The organism is Spirosoma koreense, assembly GCF_054777875.1.
This window is the reverse complement of the sequence record NZ_BAAHAC010000022.1, coordinates 2,267,717-2,284,498: the sequence shown is the minus strand read 5'-3', so window position 1 is coordinate 2,284,498 and position 16,782 is coordinate 2,267,717. Positions and strand designations below refer to the sequence as shown.

The 16,782-nt window shown below is 53.0% G+C and carries 15 protein-coding genes; 3 read left to right on the top strand and 12 right to left on the bottom strand.

The annotated features are described in order from the left end of the window. Positions 1 to 11 precede the first annotated feature (11 nt). The 11 genes from ACYVC2_RS22980 to ACYVC2_RS22930 form a co-directional block, all read right to left on the bottom strand. Positions 12 to 353, bottom strand: coding sequence for a hypothetical protein (locus ACYVC2_RS22980; protein ID WP_461106139.1), 342 nt, complete (start codon positions 351 to 353; stop codon positions 12 to 14). A 47-nt stretch (positions 354 to 400) separates the two neighbouring features. Further along, on the bottom strand, positions 401 to 1,258 hold the full coding sequence (locus ACYVC2_RS22975) for an FAD binding domain-containing protein (RefSeq protein WP_461106137.1): 858 nt from the start codon (positions 1,256 to 1,258) through the stop codon (positions 401 to 403). A gap of 5 nt (positions 1,259 to 1,263) precedes the next feature. Next, the gene (locus tag ACYVC2_RS22970) at positions 1,264 to 4,143 is read right to left on the bottom strand and encodes a molybdopterin-dependent oxidoreductase (RefSeq protein WP_461106135.1); all 2,880 of its coding nucleotides are present in this window, start codon (positions 4,141 to 4,143) and stop codon (positions 1,264 to 1,266) included. A 28-nt stretch (positions 4,144 to 4,171) separates the two neighbouring features. Beyond that, a complete protein-coding gene (locus ACYVC2_RS22965) occupies positions 4,172 to 4,564 on the bottom strand; it encodes a nuclear transport factor 2 family protein (RefSeq protein ID WP_461106133.1) in 393 nt (130 codons plus the stop codon). Positions 4,565 to 4,577: 13 nt separating this feature from the next. Further along, positions 4,578 to 5,000 carry a hypothetical protein gene (locus ACYVC2_RS22960; RefSeq protein ID WP_461106131.1) on the bottom strand — a complete coding sequence of 141 codons (423 nt, stop codon included), beginning with the start codon at positions 4,998 to 5,000 and terminating at the stop codon, positions 4,578 to 4,580. 42 nt (positions 5,001 to 5,042) lie between these two features. Beyond that, complete coding sequence (locus ACYVC2_RS22955; RefSeq protein ID WP_461106129.1) at positions 5,043 to 6,740, bottom strand: thiamine pyrophosphate-binding protein; 1,698 nt, start codon at positions 6,738 to 6,740, stop codon at positions 5,043 to 5,045. After that, positions 6,730 to 7,557: a type 1 glutamine amidotransferase domain-containing protein gene (locus tag ACYVC2_RS22950; RefSeq protein ID WP_461106127.1), complete on the bottom strand. Its 828-nt coding sequence runs from the start codon at positions 7,555 to 7,557 to the stop codon at positions 6,730 to 6,732. The genes ACYVC2_RS22955 and ACYVC2_RS22950 overlap by 11 nt, the downstream gene beginning before the upstream one ends. Positions 7,558 to 7,881: 324 nt before the next feature. Continuing rightward, complete coding sequence (locus ACYVC2_RS22945; protein WP_461106125.1) at positions 7,882 to 9,438, bottom strand: sensor histidine kinase; 1,557 nt, start codon at positions 9,436 to 9,438, stop codon at positions 7,882 to 7,884. 118 nt (positions 9,439 to 9,556) lie between these two features. Continuing rightward, positions 9,557 to 9,952: a hypothetical protein gene (locus ACYVC2_RS22940; protein WP_461106123.1), complete on the bottom strand. Its 396-nt coding sequence runs from the start codon at positions 9,950 to 9,952 to the stop codon at positions 9,557 to 9,559. 68 nt (positions 9,953 to 10,020) lie between these two features. After that, positions 10,021 to 11,055 carry a hypothetical protein gene (locus ACYVC2_RS22935; protein ID WP_461106121.1) on the bottom strand — a complete coding sequence of 345 codons (1,035 nt, stop codon included), beginning with the start codon at positions 11,053 to 11,055 and terminating at the stop codon, positions 10,021 to 10,023. A gap of 416 nt (positions 11,056 to 11,471) precedes the next feature. Then, positions 11,472 to 12,278, bottom strand: a complete 807-nt coding sequence (locus ACYVC2_RS22930) for a response regulator (protein WP_461106119.1) — start codon at positions 12,276 to 12,278, stop codon at positions 11,472 to 11,474. Positions 12,279 to 12,663: 385 nt separating this feature from the next. On the opposite strand from ACYVC2_RS22930, the gene ACYVC2_RS22925 reads away from it, so the two are divergent. Continuing rightward, positions 12,664 to 13,368 carry a 3-keto-disaccharide hydrolase gene (locus ACYVC2_RS22925; protein ID WP_461106117.1) on the top strand — a complete coding sequence of 235 codons (705 nt, stop codon included), beginning with the start codon at positions 12,664 to 12,666 and terminating at the stop codon, positions 13,366 to 13,368. 28 nt (positions 13,369 to 13,396) lie between these two features. Here ACYVC2_RS22925 and ACYVC2_RS22920 read toward each other — a convergent pair whose 3' ends face one another. Continuing rightward, positions 13,397 to 15,001: a CehA/McbA family metallohydrolase gene (locus ACYVC2_RS22920; protein WP_461106115.1), complete on the bottom strand. Its 1,605-nt coding sequence runs from the start codon at positions 14,999 to 15,001 to the stop codon at positions 13,397 to 13,399. 100 nt (positions 15,002 to 15,101) lie between these two features. On the opposite strand from ACYVC2_RS22920, the gene ACYVC2_RS22915 reads away from it, so the two are divergent. Both ACYVC2_RS22915 and ACYVC2_RS22910 read left to right on the top strand, forming a co-directional pair. Next, entirely contained in the window at positions 15,102 to 15,476 is a 375-nt protein-coding gene (locus ACYVC2_RS22915) for a nuclear transport factor 2 family protein (RefSeq protein ID WP_461106113.1), read from the top strand. A 163-nt stretch (positions 15,477 to 15,639) separates the two neighbouring features. Beyond that, positions 15,640 to 16,755: a hypothetical protein gene (locus ACYVC2_RS22910; RefSeq protein WP_461106111.1), complete on the top strand. Its 1,116-nt coding sequence runs from the start codon at positions 15,640 to 15,642 to the stop codon at positions 16,753 to 16,755. The last annotated feature ends 27 nt before the right edge of the window (positions 16,756 to 16,782 follow it).

The following is a 16,782-nucleotide window of genomic DNA, read 5'->3' as shown; positions in this document are numbered from 1 at the left end:
GAGTTCGGCGTCTAGGGTTTGACACCCGAATAGTGGCGATAAATTTTTCCGTCTTTCATGTAGAGCGCATCGTATACTTTCGAAGGGCCATTGGCCGTGTCGATGGTCGCTTCCAGGAAAATGCTGTCGTCGGTAATGGCCAGCTTTTCGGTCGATATGAATCCCCGGTAGATGTAGTTGATGTAATCGCCCAGTTGCTTTTTCAGCGCGTCTTTGCCCTTTATGTAGATTGGTTCCTCGGCCACCAGCAGAATCATTTCGGCCTCGTCGTGGTAGTCGTGCTCGACCAGTTCGTTAGCGTCTTTATTGGCCAGCAGCGCTAAGTGATTTTCGTAGAATGCTTGATTGTCCATTAATAAATTAATTAAAAGAAGAGGAAGGATATTACAGAGAAAAGTGGTCAGGAGATAGCCCGTTCCGTTTGTGCAGTCAGCGCCCGTTTCAAAACAACCCCAGCCAGATATTGCTGGTAGCCGACCGAAAGACCACTCGCCTGAATCGGTAGGTGTTCCTGACTAAGCTGCTCAACAGCCAAACGGATCGAATCGGGGGTCAGCGACTGGCCGGACAGAGTTTGTTCTACCCGCTCAAGGCTAACCGGCTGTTCCGTAAAGCCCGCCAATACCAACCGAATCTGGTCGATGGACTGCCCCGACCGGGATAAGCTGATAGCGATGCCGCGGTTTGCCTGCCGGCCCGACAGTTGGTCGATAGACAGGTAAGCACTGTGTTCGAGAGGCCTGGCTGGGATCACGATGCCCGTGAGCAACCCACCCGCCGGAACCAACACCCGATGACCATCCTGGCTGAAATAACTGACCGGCAACCGGGTCTCCTGGTCGCGCATCAGGACAACAGCCGTGGCATCGAGCGCCAGCAGAGCCGCCAGCACTGGTGCATGTACGTACCCCCCGTGGTAAAACGCCCCCCCCACGGTGCTATGATGCAGCAGGTGCGGGTCGGAGATGGTTGCCAGGGCCTGCGCCAGCGCCGGATACCGATCGAGCGCCGGGTTTTTGAGCAGGGCGCTGTACGTTACTGAAGCGCCCAGCCGAAGTTCGTCATTCCCGGTTTCGATCGTCGCCAGACCCGGCACTTTCCGAAGGCTAACCAGCGTATCGACCGCCGTCATGCCTTTCTTCAGCCCGCTGACCATCGCCTGATCGGCGGTGAACAGTTGATGCCCCTGGCGTTCGATCAGGTCCAGTGCCTCCGTGAGCGATTCGGGAGCTGCGTAGGTGAAATTCGTTCCGATCATGGCAGTTAGGCGGTTAAAACTTTTTTCTCTTCGAGAATTTTCCAGAGTTTTTCCGGCGTCACGGGCATATCGATGTGCGCGATGTCGAACTCGGACAAGGCATCACAGATGGCATTGACGATGGCCGGGGCTACGGGCGGATTGCTGACATCACCGGCGCCTTTTGCCCCCAGCGGGTTCGATGGCGAGGGAGTTTCGGTACGGTAAAGCTCGATTTCGGGAAGCCAGCTGGCGCGCGGAATCGCGTAGGAATCCAGGTCCGTCGTCAGCACCAGCCCGGTTTCGGGGTCGTAGCGGGCTTCTTCCGACAGCGCCTGTCCGATGCCCAGGGTGATATTGCCGTACGTTTGACCGTCGACGACACCCGGATTGACGACCACGCCAAAATCGTTGGCGGCAATGTATCGTTTCAGGTCGATCTGGTAAGTTTCCTGATCGATTTCGACAATGGCGACGTGCGTACCGAAGGGAAAGTTGAAATTTTTCGGTTCGAAATACGCGGTGGTTTCCAGACCGGGGTCCATGCCTTCGGGCAAATCCCAGCCGAACCACAGCATCAGCGCCACCTGTTGTAGCGTCATTACCGCCTGCTCGGGAGCCGGAATACCGATCACTTTCCCTTCTTTGTACTCGATCATCTCCAGCGGCATCTTGAACAGATAAGCGGCATATTCGCGCGCTTTCTGAATGATGGCCTGGCACCCTTTCTTCACCGCGGCTCCTTCGACGCTCAGCGACCGGCTGCCATAACTGGCCTGACCGTAATAGAGCGGATTCGAAGTGTCGGAGTGCTTCAACAGGATGTAATCGACAGGGATCTGTAGCTCCTGAGCCGCAATCTGAACGAAGGTCGTATCCTGCGACTGGCCGTGGGGCTGAGCACCCGTCGTGATGGCTACTTCGCCCGATGGAGCTACGTGAATGTAAGCGCTGCCCCAGGTACCGCTCATCAGCCCTTCGGCGCCCATTTTAGCCGAAACGCCCACTCCGGCTACGGCTACGTACGACCCGATGCCCATCCCGAGCCATTTCCCGCGCAGGCTGGCTTCCAGCTTCATAGCCGGCAGGTCTGCATAATGGGCTTTCTCCAGGGCCAGATTCAGCAGGTTTTCGTAGTTACCGGAGTCGTAAGTCCAGCCCAGCCCGTTTTCGTACGGAAACTGATCGGGCTGAACCATGTTGATTCGACGGACTTCAGCCGGGTCCATATTCAGTTTGCGGGCAAACATTTCGATCATCCGCTCGATGAAGAAAATTGCTTCCGCCCGACCCGACCCGCGCATGGGCGCCGTCGGTACTTTGTTCGTATAAACGACGTCGACTTCGTAGCTGGCGTGTGGAATGACGTACGCGCCGGGAATGCTTTTCCCAATCAGCGGCAAAGGCTGGCCCGGTGCGTTGATGACCGGGTAGGCCCCTACGTTACTGAACGCCCGGCAGCGGAGGGCCGTAATCTTGCCATCGCGCGTGCCGGCAATTGTTCCGTACTGAATCTGATCCCGCGACTGAGCCGTGTTGCGCGAAAAACCTTCGCGGGTATCGACCCACTTGACGGGCCGACCGACCTGTTTGGCCATCCAGAGCACCAGTGGCGTATCTGGATACAGGTTCCCTTTACAGCCATTGCTCTCCCCGATCGCCGGGACAACGACCCGCAGGCTGTTGTACGGAATGCCTAACACATACAGTGAAATCAACAGCCGGTGCGGATACGGAATCTGGGTGTTCGTCCAGAGCGTATACTGATTCGTGAGCGGATCGAAGTTGCCCATCACGCCCCGAACTTCGAGCGTGTTGTGCATCATTCGCTGGTTGTAAATGCGCTGCTCAACCACCACTTCGGCCTCGCTGATGGCCTGATCGACCGCAGCTGTATCGCCAAATGTCGTGTGCAGCATCCGGTTGTTGGGCACCGTTTCGTGCAGTTGCGGAGCCCCGTCTTTCAGGGCTTCTTCGGCATCCAGAACAACGGGAAGTGTCTCGTAATCGACGTTGATCTTCGCCAGCGCATCGTAGGCCTGCTGCCGGGTTTCGGCCACAACGGCGGCCAGCTGATCGCCCGCAAACCGAACTTTATCCGTGGCAAAAACGCGGTGCGAACCCGGCACGATGCCCGACGGATGCGGCAGAAAATGACTTTCAGTATACGGCGGAATCCAGATAACAGGCATAGGCATGACCTGCTCGGTATCTTTCGCCGTAAATACCCGGATCACGCCCGGCATGGCTTCGGCTTCCGACGTGTCGATCGACCGGATCAGGGCGTGCGCGTGCGGACTTTGCAGAATAGCCGCATGGGCCATATTCGGCATCGCCATATCGGCAATGAATTTGGCGTCGCCCGTTAATAATTCCTGGGTTTTGCGGGTCTTCAGCGATTCGCCGATACCCTGGCCGGCGGGTGCCTGCCCGTTGGGGTGCGGGCTGGCTAACCGATCGGCGGCTTCTTTTACCGCTTTTACGACCTGCTCGTAACCCGTCTCACGCGACAGGTTTCCCTGCAGCCATTGTTTGATGGTATCTTCGGTCGGCGACGGATTTGTCTGGAGCAGTTCGACAATCGACATGATGGTGCCGGGCGTCGAGAAGCCATTCTGTACCGCGAAGTTCTCCCAAAAAGCCGTCTGAACAGGATGAAGCCCCGACGTATCGGCCAGTCCTTCGATGGTCGTGACGGCGCACCCTTCGGCCTCAACGGCCAGCATCTGGCAGCTTTTGGTGGTTTTACCATCGACCAGTACCGTGCAGGTACCGCAACTGCCGGAACCGCATCCCCACTTGGTACCGGTCAGATGTGCATTATCGCGCAAAAAATCGATCAGTAATAGCCGCGGCTCAACATCCGCCTGGTACGGCGTTTGGTTGACAACGATTTCCAGATTCATAGGGCTTAGGAGAAAGGGTCTAACCGGATCAGGCCAATGAGCCGTCGGGATGCTGTACCATTCCGGCAAAGTGAATGGCGATCTGTCCGTCGCGCAGTACCCAGCTATCAGCAAAACGCATGTGGCTTTCGCCATCACCGATCTTCATCGTGATCTGCTCGGTAATCATCAGGGTTTCGGGGTCTTCGGTTTCGGCCCAGAAGACGATGTCCGTTTCCAGTCCATCGATTCCCAGAATGCCCTGCATGTGCTCCCGAATTTCTTCCCGGCCTTTGTAAATAATGGGTTTCTTGGTAAAGCTGCTGATCAGCAGCGCATCGTCGGTGTACTGATCCAGCAGCGCTTCGATGTTTTTATCCAGAATGAACTGGATGTGCGCTTTGTACATAGCGCCCAGTTTAGTATCAGGTACGTTGGTCATGGGTGTGGGCTGGTTAGAGCGTGGCAGATCCTTCGTGGTACTTCATTTCGTCGACCGAATAGCTGGTAACGACGATCCGGTCACCAGCAGCGGCCACTTCCCAGGTCTGGTACGCATCGAGTTTGATGCGCTTGCTATAAGCTTCGGGGGCATTCCAGACACTGGCTTCCCACTGTACGACAACCTTTACCGTGGCTTTGTCGCCATCGATGGTCGGCTCTACGACTTTAACGGTATGCACTTCATCGAAGAAAATCCGGATTACCCGCTGATACCACCCTTCGAAACCGGCGTGTCCGTAGACGGTCGCTTCTGGAAAAATCATTTTCAGCTCAGCATCGGCCAGATACGGCAGTATCTCTACCATCGGGACGTGGATGTCGAGCATATGATACCAGTCTTTCGCCAGTTTGGTAATCGATTCGTTGGTCAACATAATGACTTGGAGGGAGATTGGTTAAAAAAGAGGAAGATGCTTCTATTGAGAACAGTTGGTTTCGACCCAGTCGGCGTGGAAATTGCCCTCAAGGACTAAATCGATCAGGAAGGGTTTGTCGTCGGCCATCATGCGCTCAATGGCCGGGCCGATTTCTTCCGGGCGTTCGACCCGGACGGCGTCGACTCCCATCGACTGCGCCAGCAGATCAAAGCGGATGGCCGGGTACGACAGGTCGAAGGAGAGCGGATAGTTGTGGCTGTCGATGCTGCGCTCTTTCCAGTACACGTCGATGTTCAGTTGCAGCAGCTTATAAGAGCCGTTGTTGCAGACGACGAATTTGGCTCCGGCTTTGTGCCGCACGGCCGACCAGAGCGCCTGAATGGTGTACATGCTGCCCCCATCGCCCGAAAAACCGATGACGGTCTTGTCCGGATGCGCCAGCTTTACCCCAATCGCGCCGGGAAAACCAACGCCCAGCGACCCTCCGCGGGTAATGAAATAAGAACCCGGCAGGCGGGGTGGAATGGATTTCTGAACGGCTCCGGAGCTGGTCAGGGCTTCATCGAAGATAATGACGTCCTGTGGAACATGCTTCGCCAGCACGTCGGCAAACTGCCCCATTTTCAGGCGCTGGCCTTCGGCGGCCACGTCTACGGGTTTGGCTGCGGTTTCGGCTTTGGCCGCGCGGGCGGCCTCCAGCCGACTGGCAGCTGCGGCTTTCTGCTCGGGCGTCTGAATCGCTTCGATAGCACTAGCCAGCGCCTGCAGCGACAGCTTCGGATCGCTGACAACACCCAGATCGACGTGGTGGTTTTTGGCGATTTCGTACGCATTCAGGTCGAAGTGAATGACCTTGGCTCCCGGCTTGTAAATGTCTTCCAGACGCGGAAAAACTTCGGGCACCATATACGTTCCGACGACCAGGTTGACATCGCTCTGACTGGTGATGGGGTAACTGTAATCGCCGAACATGTGGCCAGTCGTTCCCTTGTAGAGCGGATGTGTATTATCCATGAAAATGTCGCCAAATTCAACGCCATACACCTCTGCACCCAGCAGTTCCGCTACTTTTTCCAGTTCGCTGTTAGCGCCGGAATAGGCAACGCCATCGCCCGCAAAAATGGTTGGCTTGTCGGAAGCGACCAGCCAGGCAGCAGCCTCGTCGACCGCTTCGGGAGCGGGGGCAACGCGTGTCGAGGGGAAACTCGTCGGCACGACGGGTTCATCGTTTTCAGCGTCGAGTACATCCATCGGCATACAGACATACACGGGTCCCATGGGAGGTGTAGACGCGATTTTGATGGCCCGGCGCAGGGTTCTCAGCAGCGACTTCGGGTGAAGCACCATGGTCGCATACTTCGTGACCGGCGCCATCATGGCGACCAGATCGTTGGCCATCTGCGAGTCCATGTTCATGTACTGCAACCCAGCGTCTGACCCAATCACAACCAGGGGAGCGTGGCCGCGTTTGGCCTGATACAACGCTCCCACCGCGTTGCCGATACCGGGCGAGCTGTGCAGCTGTACGATCGTGGGTTTCTGGGTCGTGCGGGCATAGCCGTCGGCCATCATCACGGCTACCGACTCCTGCAACGTCAGGATGTACTTCATGTCGGGATATTCGGCCACCGCGTCCAGGAAACCCTGTTCAACGGTGCCCGGATTCCCGAACATATGGTTCATCCCGTCGGTCAGAAACTGCTCGATGATTTTCTGATTTCCGGTTTTACCAGCCATAGCGCTTCAGGCCATTATCCAGAACGTTGACAAACTGGTCGCCAAATTCAAATGAACATTGCAGCGACCGGGCCGTAATAAACGGATAATCGACAATCACAGACGTTTCTTTTCCGAAGTTACCGTGATATTGCCCTTCAGGCCCGACGGCGTCGGTGAGGATGTATTCCAGCACATAAGGCGGTGGCCCCATGTTCAGGTCGGTGTGCAAAAAGCCCGTGCCATCGTGGTAATCGTATTCGATGCAGTGGCCCGTGACGTGTTTGCCTTTGATGATGGATCGGCGCTCGTTGAAGTCGCGGGCGAAAACCAGCGGAGCCACACCGTAGCAGATCGCGCCGATGGGCATATTTTTCTTGTAGAAGGCCAGGATGATATCGTGAACGCGCTGGTTATTCACCATGTCGATGATGGGACCGCTTCCGCCCACCAGCAGTAAAGCTGCATACTCGTTGGTCAGCTCTTCCTGAGCTACTTTCAGATCACTAAAGTATTTCTCGAAGGTGCGCAGAAAGTCGGGGACCGAAAAATAAGGCCGCTCCGGCACGACTTCAGACATGTTGCGCCGTTCTTCCAGCCGGTTGGTCGCTTCAAACGCCTTTACCATTTCGGCAGCCTGGGGCGTAGTTACGCAGACACCTAACGGTGGGTCCATATACGTCGTATCGTAGCTGGGGGGAAGAGCCTCCGCTTTCTTGCCGGTGGGCGTCATAAACTCAACTACGTAGCCAGCCTCTTCCAGCTTGGTTAAAGGTCCGACTAATTCAATTCCCCAGTATCCATACTCAGAAAGGATAGCCAGAATTTTCTTTGACATGTAATTAACTTGTTTAAGGATAAAAAAGAGAAAGGAATTGTACGCTACAGGCCGGCACTCCGGTTCAGCGGATGCCAACGGAACTTGATTACTTCGTTTATAACATTACCTGGTGCTCATTGCAGAGCCGTCGGGTTGATGGATGGTGCGGTAGAAGCGCTGAAAACATGTTTAAAAGTAGTCAATGAGCAGGCCACCTGGGGAGAATAAGCAGTAAACGACGTAAACCACGGTGCCAACGACCATCTTTTGGGTGTGAAAAACAGCGGGATAATTTGAGGGTAACAGAACGCCGGAAAACAAGGCAAACTACTTGCCGTTTAATCAACAAACCGGCAATTGAATGATAAAAGCCGTGTAGGCCCCTTCCTGCGAATCGACGGCGATGGTGCCATGATGTGTCCGGACGATGTCCTGGCTGATAAACAGACCCAGCCCCGTTCCTTTGGAAGTAGGTTTGGTGGTGAAGAAAGGCGAGAACAGTTGCTTACGTTCATTTTCGGCAATCCCCTTGCCATTGTCTTCAATCCGCATTTCGACGGCATGCTCCAGAAAGGATGTCTTAATGGTAATCCTGGGTTTAAAATCCGGATGCAGCGTATATTTTTCGTGTAACGAGTACAGGGCGTTGTTCAGCAGGCTGCTCATGACCGTATGCATTTCGGTAGGCAGAATTTTAATCGAGCAGTTTCGGCTGTCTAAGTCCGTGACTAACTCCAGCGGTAAACCCTGGTAGTTGAGTTGGTTTTCGTTCTTATGTTTTATCAATGTATTCTCAATAAAAGCATTGATATTGGTTTTGATAAAATTGTTCGATTTCGACTGCAATAATTTTTCCATGCTCCGGACAATTCTCGATAAACTCAGGCCATGTTCATTTATTTTTTCGGTGTTGGCCTGTGCCATATTGAGCAGAGGAATTAAATCGGCATTGATCGTTTCGTCGGATGCGTATTTCTCCGTCGCCATCAATTCTTTGCTTTCTTTCAGAAAATCTTTCGATATAGCCGCAAAATTATTTATATAATTCAGCGGATTGAGCAATCGGTCGACAAGCCCTTTGGTAAGCTGACCAATCGACGCCAATTTTTCCTGACGAATCAGTTGTTCCTGCGTTTCTTCCAGATCGGTAAGGGTTTTTTGTAAATCGATCAGCAGGTCATCCGATTTTTTCTTTTCCAGAATCAATTCGTTCGTACGCTCTTCTACCTCCTGTCGAGCCTTCGATAAATCGGTGACCATTTTATTGAAAGCAATACCCAGTTCCCCGATTTCGTCCCGCGATTTACTGACCACCCGCTGGGTGAGATCACCATGTCCAACTTTCGTTGCCGCATCCCGTAATTCCAGCACGGGAACGGAAATATTTCTGGCTAATCCAAATCCAATAACAATTCCGATGGTAAAAACCAGAAAGCTGAATAACAGCGATGTTATCCGAATCTGTTTTTTGCTTTGGATAATTTCGCTTGTCGAAGCCGCCAGCAAAATTTCTCCTTTCATCATCGGCGTACTGAACGCGGCTCTTTTTACAACCGTCGAATCGTCGGAAGTGGCATCCAGATTTATTTTTTCATCTTCGGGATAGGTTCGAAAAACGGTTTTCTTAACGGTAAATTTCGTGTGTGTTTCATTCCAGCTCGTATCGACCTGCAGTAAGCTAACATACACTAACTGAGGGTCTTTCTTCACAAAATCCATGGCGGTTTTAACGCCTTCGAAATTCTGTTCAGTCATGGCAATTTTTACACCCAATGCAACGGTATTGGCGTGGTTCTGCACTTCTTTATTAAAATTACTCAGCAGGTACTGCTCCTGGATGGCGGGCAGATAAAAAAGAACAAAAAACGAAAAAAGGAGTACGATAGTAATAACCGTCATCCAGATCTTGGTTTTTACTGTCAGACGTACGGACAACCCATTTTGAAAAATAGGTGCCTTATTAAACAATTTTATTTTATCTAGCATCAACTAATGCATTACTGAAAAGAAGGTTTTTCTATAAAACTTTTCTCCCGTCGACGGTAATGGCTTTGGCAGCGGCCGGGGCCTGACTAACTACCCCAATAGCTCCTCTGGTCTGCGCAATAAAATCTTCGAGTTCGGTTTCGGTATTGAAAAAGTTAGGCGCATCGGCCTTGCCCTGAAATACTAAAGCCAGCCAATATTTATTCAATTCATCGGGCGTCATGTTATACACCTTCTTACTCGTATTCATACCAATGGGCGTATTGGTTTTCATGAGCGCAATAATCACTTTGCTCCCATCGGACCAGCGTTGTTTTTCACCCCGCATGGCCGATTTGAGCTGCGCCATTTTCATTTCAGAAGGCACCCCATTTCCGTTAGCGATGACGACCAGATTCACATCCTGCGATCTGGCCGGTACTTCCATCAACAAAAGAAATATAGCTAGGCAAAAAATAAATCGACACACCCAATTCATAAACGTAATTAATTAATTTAAAAACCTACCGCTATCTGAAACGTTACTTTATCGGCTACCTGAGATAACTGATTTGTGGTGTGCTGATACTCCAGTTTTACCACGGCCAGGTAATTGATTTCATAGCGTAATCCGCCGATAATCGATTGTGCATTGTCATTCTGAAAATAAACTTCTTTATTTTTATATTGAATGTCATCGAACCGAACGTAAGGAATAAACTTTTCGGTCAGTCGGTAGCCGGCGTAGGCATATGTACCCACCGTATTCTGCGTCCCCAGCGAATCGGATTTGTTGACGGCCATGGTACTCTCGACCAGCAGTTCATACTTCTTACCGAAATACGCAAACGAGGCCGTCATCAGATTCTGGTTGATCCGTGCCATACTGGGGTTGCTGCTGCCGCCCCCATGGTTATGCACTGCGGTTCCTTTCGAGATGACATCGTTATAAAACGATGCCCCGATCCGCATGCCATCGACGGGTTTGATGTGAACGGCTGCCGTCAGGGATTTATACCCGTCATTATCGGCCAGATCGCCCGAACCCAGTCCGTTACCGACCATCAGATCGTAACCGAAGCGCAGGGTGCCCAGGTTCTGGCCCTGCAGGCTAACGCCCGTGGTGTGTAGCGGAATAAGCCCTTCCGAAAAAACCAGCGGTCGTTCGATGGTCGGGAAGAACACCCGGCCGTGGTGATACGTGTCGTTCCAGTAGTTGACAGGCGTGTGGTGTTTACCGATCAGCACGTTGTGGTTACCGGCGTAGTTGTATTTCATGATGATCCGTTCGATACTGATATCGAACAGGGTCGGGGAATCGGGCGAATACTTAAAAACCGTTTCGCCCAGAAACGACAGGCGCTCGTTCAGTTCCGAAGTGATGAATAAATCCTGCTCACCCAAACCGAAGTTTACTTTATTGCCCTGATAATAAGACAGCACATCCACAAATCCCTTGATTTGAGTACGCTGGGCCATGGCCTGCTGCGAGCCACTCAGGATCAACCCAATCGTCAACAAACGAATGCACCTACATGCTATTCTCTTCATACTGAGTAAATAAAACAAGATCAGGCAAATCAGGAAAGCGGTACGCCAACCTGGATAGCACACAGTTGTTCACAACGCCGATCCCGACGAAATTGCCTGAACCGACAGTTTATAGCCGGACCGATGCCGGTTAGATTGATGAAAGATAAGCTTGAATAAATGAGGGCATCGCTCCGCCTGGGGCGTCTGCCCGCTCGGCAGGTCAACCCCGGTCCGGTATAACCAGCCGATGAAATAGCGGAGGGCTACTCCTGTAGATAGTGCCAGTAAAGTAGAATAAGGTCATAGCCGGGACGTTTATCTTTGCTTTAGTCAAAACTAAGCGTTTCTGATTTAATGTAAAGACAATATATCGTGAACGGTCGCTAAAAAGTAGTTAACAGCTAACTTTTGGGTGTAAGCACATTTATCGGTATTCAGCGTACCCGAAAGTTACGCAGAAACTCATCTTTATATACCCGGCCCAGAGGCAGCGTCTGCCCATTGATCTGAATCTCGTAATCGTTGAATGACTCTACTTTTTCCAGATTGACGGCATAGGAGCGATGCACCCGCACCAGTGTCATATCCATCAGACGCTGCAACAGCACGACCAGCGACAGGCGCAGTACGAATTTGCGCGTAGTGGTTACCAGGGTAGTGTACTTATCCTCCGCTTCGGCATACAGAATCTCGGCCTGATGCAACCGAACGAACTGATAATTCTGCTTGATAAAAATATAATCGCCAACCTGTAAGATCGCTTCGCCTTCGCGGCTGTTGGTAGCGGGGCTGGTGCTTATCGGGATCGTCACAGGCTCGCGGGGTATCACGGCTTTTTCGATTTCTGTCGAATAAGCGAAGTTGCTCAGGGCAATTTCGATGGCAATCCGCAGGTTGTCGCTGGTTACGGGTTTGATCAGATAAGCGGCTGGTTTTGTTACTTTCGCCTGCTCCAGCGTCGACCGATCCGTCATGGCCGACAGGTAGATGATGGGAACGGGATTAAACGCAACCAGTTGTCGGGCGGTTTCGATTCCCGACCAGTCGCCCCGAAGGTTGATGTCGCAAATGACAATGTCGGCCTGTTGCTGCTGGTGAAGCGCCAAAGCCTGCCGGCCGGTAGTAGCCGTGCCAGCAATGGTATACCCCTGATTTTCGAGCTGAAGGCATAGATCCAGTGCCAGGATTACTTCATCCTCTACGATCAGGATGGAAGGTGGCTGGATTGGATTAGTAATCATGGTTTTTTATAGGAAGGGTAGTTTATCGGCACGTAGAACCTACGTAAAGGTCACATTTATTTGAGTATAGTTCAAGGCTTTATTAACATATACCAGAAAATAGTATATAGAAAGTAAACATGAAACAAGTACCGTTACGCAGCTCACGAGTTCTGTATATCAGTGGTGCGTCGAATTCATGCTTCTTTACGAAAAAGCCACAGAGCTGGGTAAATTTACAGGTTTACATTCAGGTGACCATCACATACTTTACCAAGATTCGCCTAAAAGGTCATTATTATCGACCCGTATTCAGAAACGCCCGATCGGCTTTTAGCCGGTAATCTACCGATCGGGCTACACACCTGACAGTAGATTACCGGCTAAAAGCTCTGTTGGTATCACTATGAAAAACCGATTCGTAAAAAGCGGGGTGGCCGGCCTTTGTCTGCTGGCTTTCAGTAGTACCGGCCCTGTACCCGCTGTCGCTCAGTCTATTCAGCCGACTAAGGGTGCGGGCTGGCGTCAGCTTTTCAACGGGAAAGATCTGACCGGGTGGAAACACGTAGGGAAGGGAAGCATGGTTGTCGAAAATGGCCTCATCCGGGGGCGGGGTGGCTTGGGATTGCTTTACTGGACAAAAGAAACGTTCAGCAACTGCGTCATCCATGTAGTGTACCGCATGCAGAAAGCAAACAGCAACTCGGGTGTGTTTATCCGAATTCCCATCGAGCCGTTCGAAGAGTGGATGCCGGTGCATTATGGCTATGAAGTGCAGATCGACAACCATCCCGAAACCTCGCACGAGGATGACTACCACCTGACCGGAACCTTGTATTCGCTAACCAAACCCCTCAGTAAACCGGGTAAACCAGGGCCGCAATGGAACACGATGGATATCACCCTGGACGGGCCGCGAACCACCGTTTCGGTAAACGGCATTAAGGTGACCGACTACCGGGAAGGCGATCCGGTTCCGGCACGGAAGTTCGACTTCGAACCTTATCGGGGTCGGCGCCCACTGGCGGGGTACATTGGTTTACAGAATCACGGCGATCAGGACGTTGTGTACTTTAAGGAAGTCGCCGTAAAGTCGTTGCCCAGCAAGTAGCTTTTCTCTGAGCCGATATGCGCAATGGCTACTGTTTACCGAACCGGTTCTTCAGCTCAGCGATTACCTGCCGGGTTTCGTCGATGCGGCTTTTTAGGCCTTTTTTGTAGTGCCAGGCTTGAAACTCCGGATTATCGCGGTGGGTTTCCAGCTCCTGTTCCAACTCCTGAAGGTAGGCTTCGCTGAGCGCCAGATAATGCCCGACGGTTTCGGGGTTCTGAAAACCTCCACCGTCGATGGTTACGTACACGGGAGTAGTGTGAGCCGCCTGAGCAGCACCGCCGGAACAGCGGGCAGCAATCCACATCCCTGCCTCGACGGAAGCGATAGCCAGGCGAATCGTCAGATGGCTCGCCGACTGGCCCGATTCCTGCCGGGTTACGCGCGCGAGTACCCGACCGTGTGCGACGAGTTCGAGTGCTTCCAGCGGAGTCTGCGCAGCCTGTCCGTAGGCGTGGGCAACGAGGGTTAGCGAATCGCCTTTTTTCAGATTCAACTGATCGCCCGGCAACGCGTTGTTCACCCGAAAATCCAGTATAGGTCCGCTGGTCACAAACGTATGGCCGGCGGTCACCCCGGCCTGCCAGGCCGAAGGACTAAAGGGTCCGTGCAGATACGTATAAAAACGGGCGTTGCCAATCTGGGCCGAGTGCTCGGGCGGGCCATGGTCATGATCGTGACCGCACCAGGGGAAATCGGAGCCCGCCGTAGCGGTCAGCCGAAAGCCCAGGTCCAGCATGTGGTAATAATGCTGCGTGCGAAGTGGCTGGGGCGACACGCAGTACTGAAGAATTTCGAGCATATCCACCTTGCCGCGCAGCCCATCGAGCGTAAGTCCCCGGTATCCATGGAAAGATTCAGCCTGGTGCGCATAGCCCGTGAGGCCACCCCGCCGGTGCAGTTCGTCGAACACGTTGTCGTAATAATAGTAGTTCTGGCCAAACCGTACGGAAGCCGACGCCCCGATACCTACGGCATGCCCTACTTCGGGCGTCCGGGGATCTTCCTGGCCGGAAACCAGCGCGTAGTTGTTCTGGCCGTAGATTCCGGGTTTCCCAAAAGCGTATTGGGGATAATAGGTTTCCCAGAAATCGCCCATTTTCAGCAGCACCCCGACGTTTACATCCTCAGCCTGCATCCAGTTGAGCAACGGCTGGTTCTCACCCGGTGACCGCCGGATGTGAATGTGCCCATCGGCGGAGTACCAGTTTCGGGCGGCCATGTCGATCCAGCGCCGGAGTTTATAGACGGGACGAAGCGCCTGTCCGGGCCGAATGGTCAGGCGGTGCTGCTGCCGGATGTACTCGTTACCTTTCGACAACTCCAGCTGGTAAGTACCAGGCGCCAGGGTCAGGCTGAACAGACCCGAAATATAAAACGAACTGTCGGGCTGAAAGGCGTAGCCATCGGCATGGTCCCACAGCCCGTACATAACGGCAATGGCCTCGGCTGGCGCCACCCGGACCGGTTTACCCGAACGGGTGAGCCGGACCCGAACGGGCGTCGGTTTGCCGGTTGCGGCATCCCGAACGGTAACGGTTAGCTGACCCGTTCGTTGCGCATACCCACTAGCGAGGGCCAGGCCAGCCAGCAGTCCCGCCATCACCAGCGTATTCCGTAGTAATCGATTCATTTAGTTCACCTAAAACTTTAAGCCCCGGATCAGGTTGTTTTTTCGATCCAATTTGGTTGAGCCGCCAATCGGCTGGTTCATTCACCAATGAAGCACAGACATGGAAAAAACTAACCTTTCGACAACGCCCATCAATGAGGCAAAGGATATCGTACTCGCCTTTGTCGATGCCCTGAACGCCGAAGATTTCGACGCGGGCCGCCGGCTGGCAAATGATGACATGACTTTTGTGGGCGTACTTGGCTCGCGCGACGGGGCCGATGCCTACTTCGGAGACATGAAAAAGATGAAGTTGAAATACGCGGTCAGGAAAGTGATCGCGGAGGGCGACGATGTCTGCCTGTTCTACGACCTGTCCATGTCGGGGGTGACCTTCTTTGGTTGCGGCTGGTATCGGGTGGAAAGTGGTAAAGTAGCGTCGCTGCGAGTGATTTTCGACCCGCGCCCTGTTCTCGAAGCAAGCAGTAAAAAGTAGGCTTGTTGGTCTGCTGAGCGGGATTTTCATCATCAGAACCCTTATCATCTACCAGCGTTGTGTTTTCGTAAATAACTCAGGGTAAATTACTTGAAACATCCACGAAACTGTTTACATTCGTCCTACTGATCAGCCCGTTCAGAAACGACTAACCTTGACCCGCATGAAACGAATCTATTCCTTACTGGCGGTTGGCTGTGCCGGTCTCCTGCTACTGGCCACGACCACCCGCCCCACCACGCCAAATCCCTATGGTCTTGTGGTGGGCAGTCCCACGATCAAATCTATCAACGCGCTGACGTTCGGCCCCGACGGGGTTCTGTTCATTGGCGACGGAAAAGGTGCGGCCGTTTTTGCCGTCGACACCAAAGACGCGGCTCAGGTCGACAAACCCAATCCGGTCGAGATCAAAAACATCGATCAGAAAATTGCGGCCCTGCTGGGTACGGAAGTGGCAAACGTCAGCATTCAGGACATGGCCGTAAACCCGAAGTCGAAGAGCCTGTATTGCGCCGTTCAGCACAGCGATGGTACACCCCTGCTGCTTAAAATCGAGGGCGACAAAATCACGAACGTATCGTTGAAGGATATTCCTTATTCAACCCTGGCACTGACCAATGCCCCGGCCGAAGACGCTAAAGACCGCCGGGGCGAATCGCTGCGGATCGCGTCGATTTCCGATATGGGCTATGCCGATGGGAAAGTGCTGGTGAGTGGGTTATCCAACCAGGAATTTGGCTCGACCTTCCGGAGCATTCCGTTTCCGTTTACCAACGCGCAGGAGCAGGCTTCACTCGAAATCTACCACGCAGCCCACGGCAAGTACGAAACCATGGCCCCGATCAAGACGTTCACGACCACCGAAATTAAAGGCCGAAAATACCTACTAGCCAGTTACACCTGTACGCCACTGGTGCTGTTTCCGCTCGATGAACTGAAACCCGGTAGCCACGTCAAAGGCAGAACCGTCGCCGAAATGGGCAGTGGCAATCAACCGCTGGACATCATTACCCTCAAAAAAGGAGCCGAATCGTTTCTGCTGATGGCAAATTCGAGCCGTCCGGTGTTCAAAGTGCGCTACAAGAACATAGAGGATTACCAGGGGTCGCTGACAACACCCGTTGAAGAAAACTTCGCGACGGCCGGCGTCAATTTTGTTTCGCTGCCGCTGACCAACGTCGTCCAGTTGGATAAACTCGACGATACCCATATGGTGGTCCTCCAGCGCCGATCTAATGGTAGCCTCGATCTTTGGACTGCCAATGACCGGTATTTGTAAGCCTGACACGCCTGCTACAATCAGGTT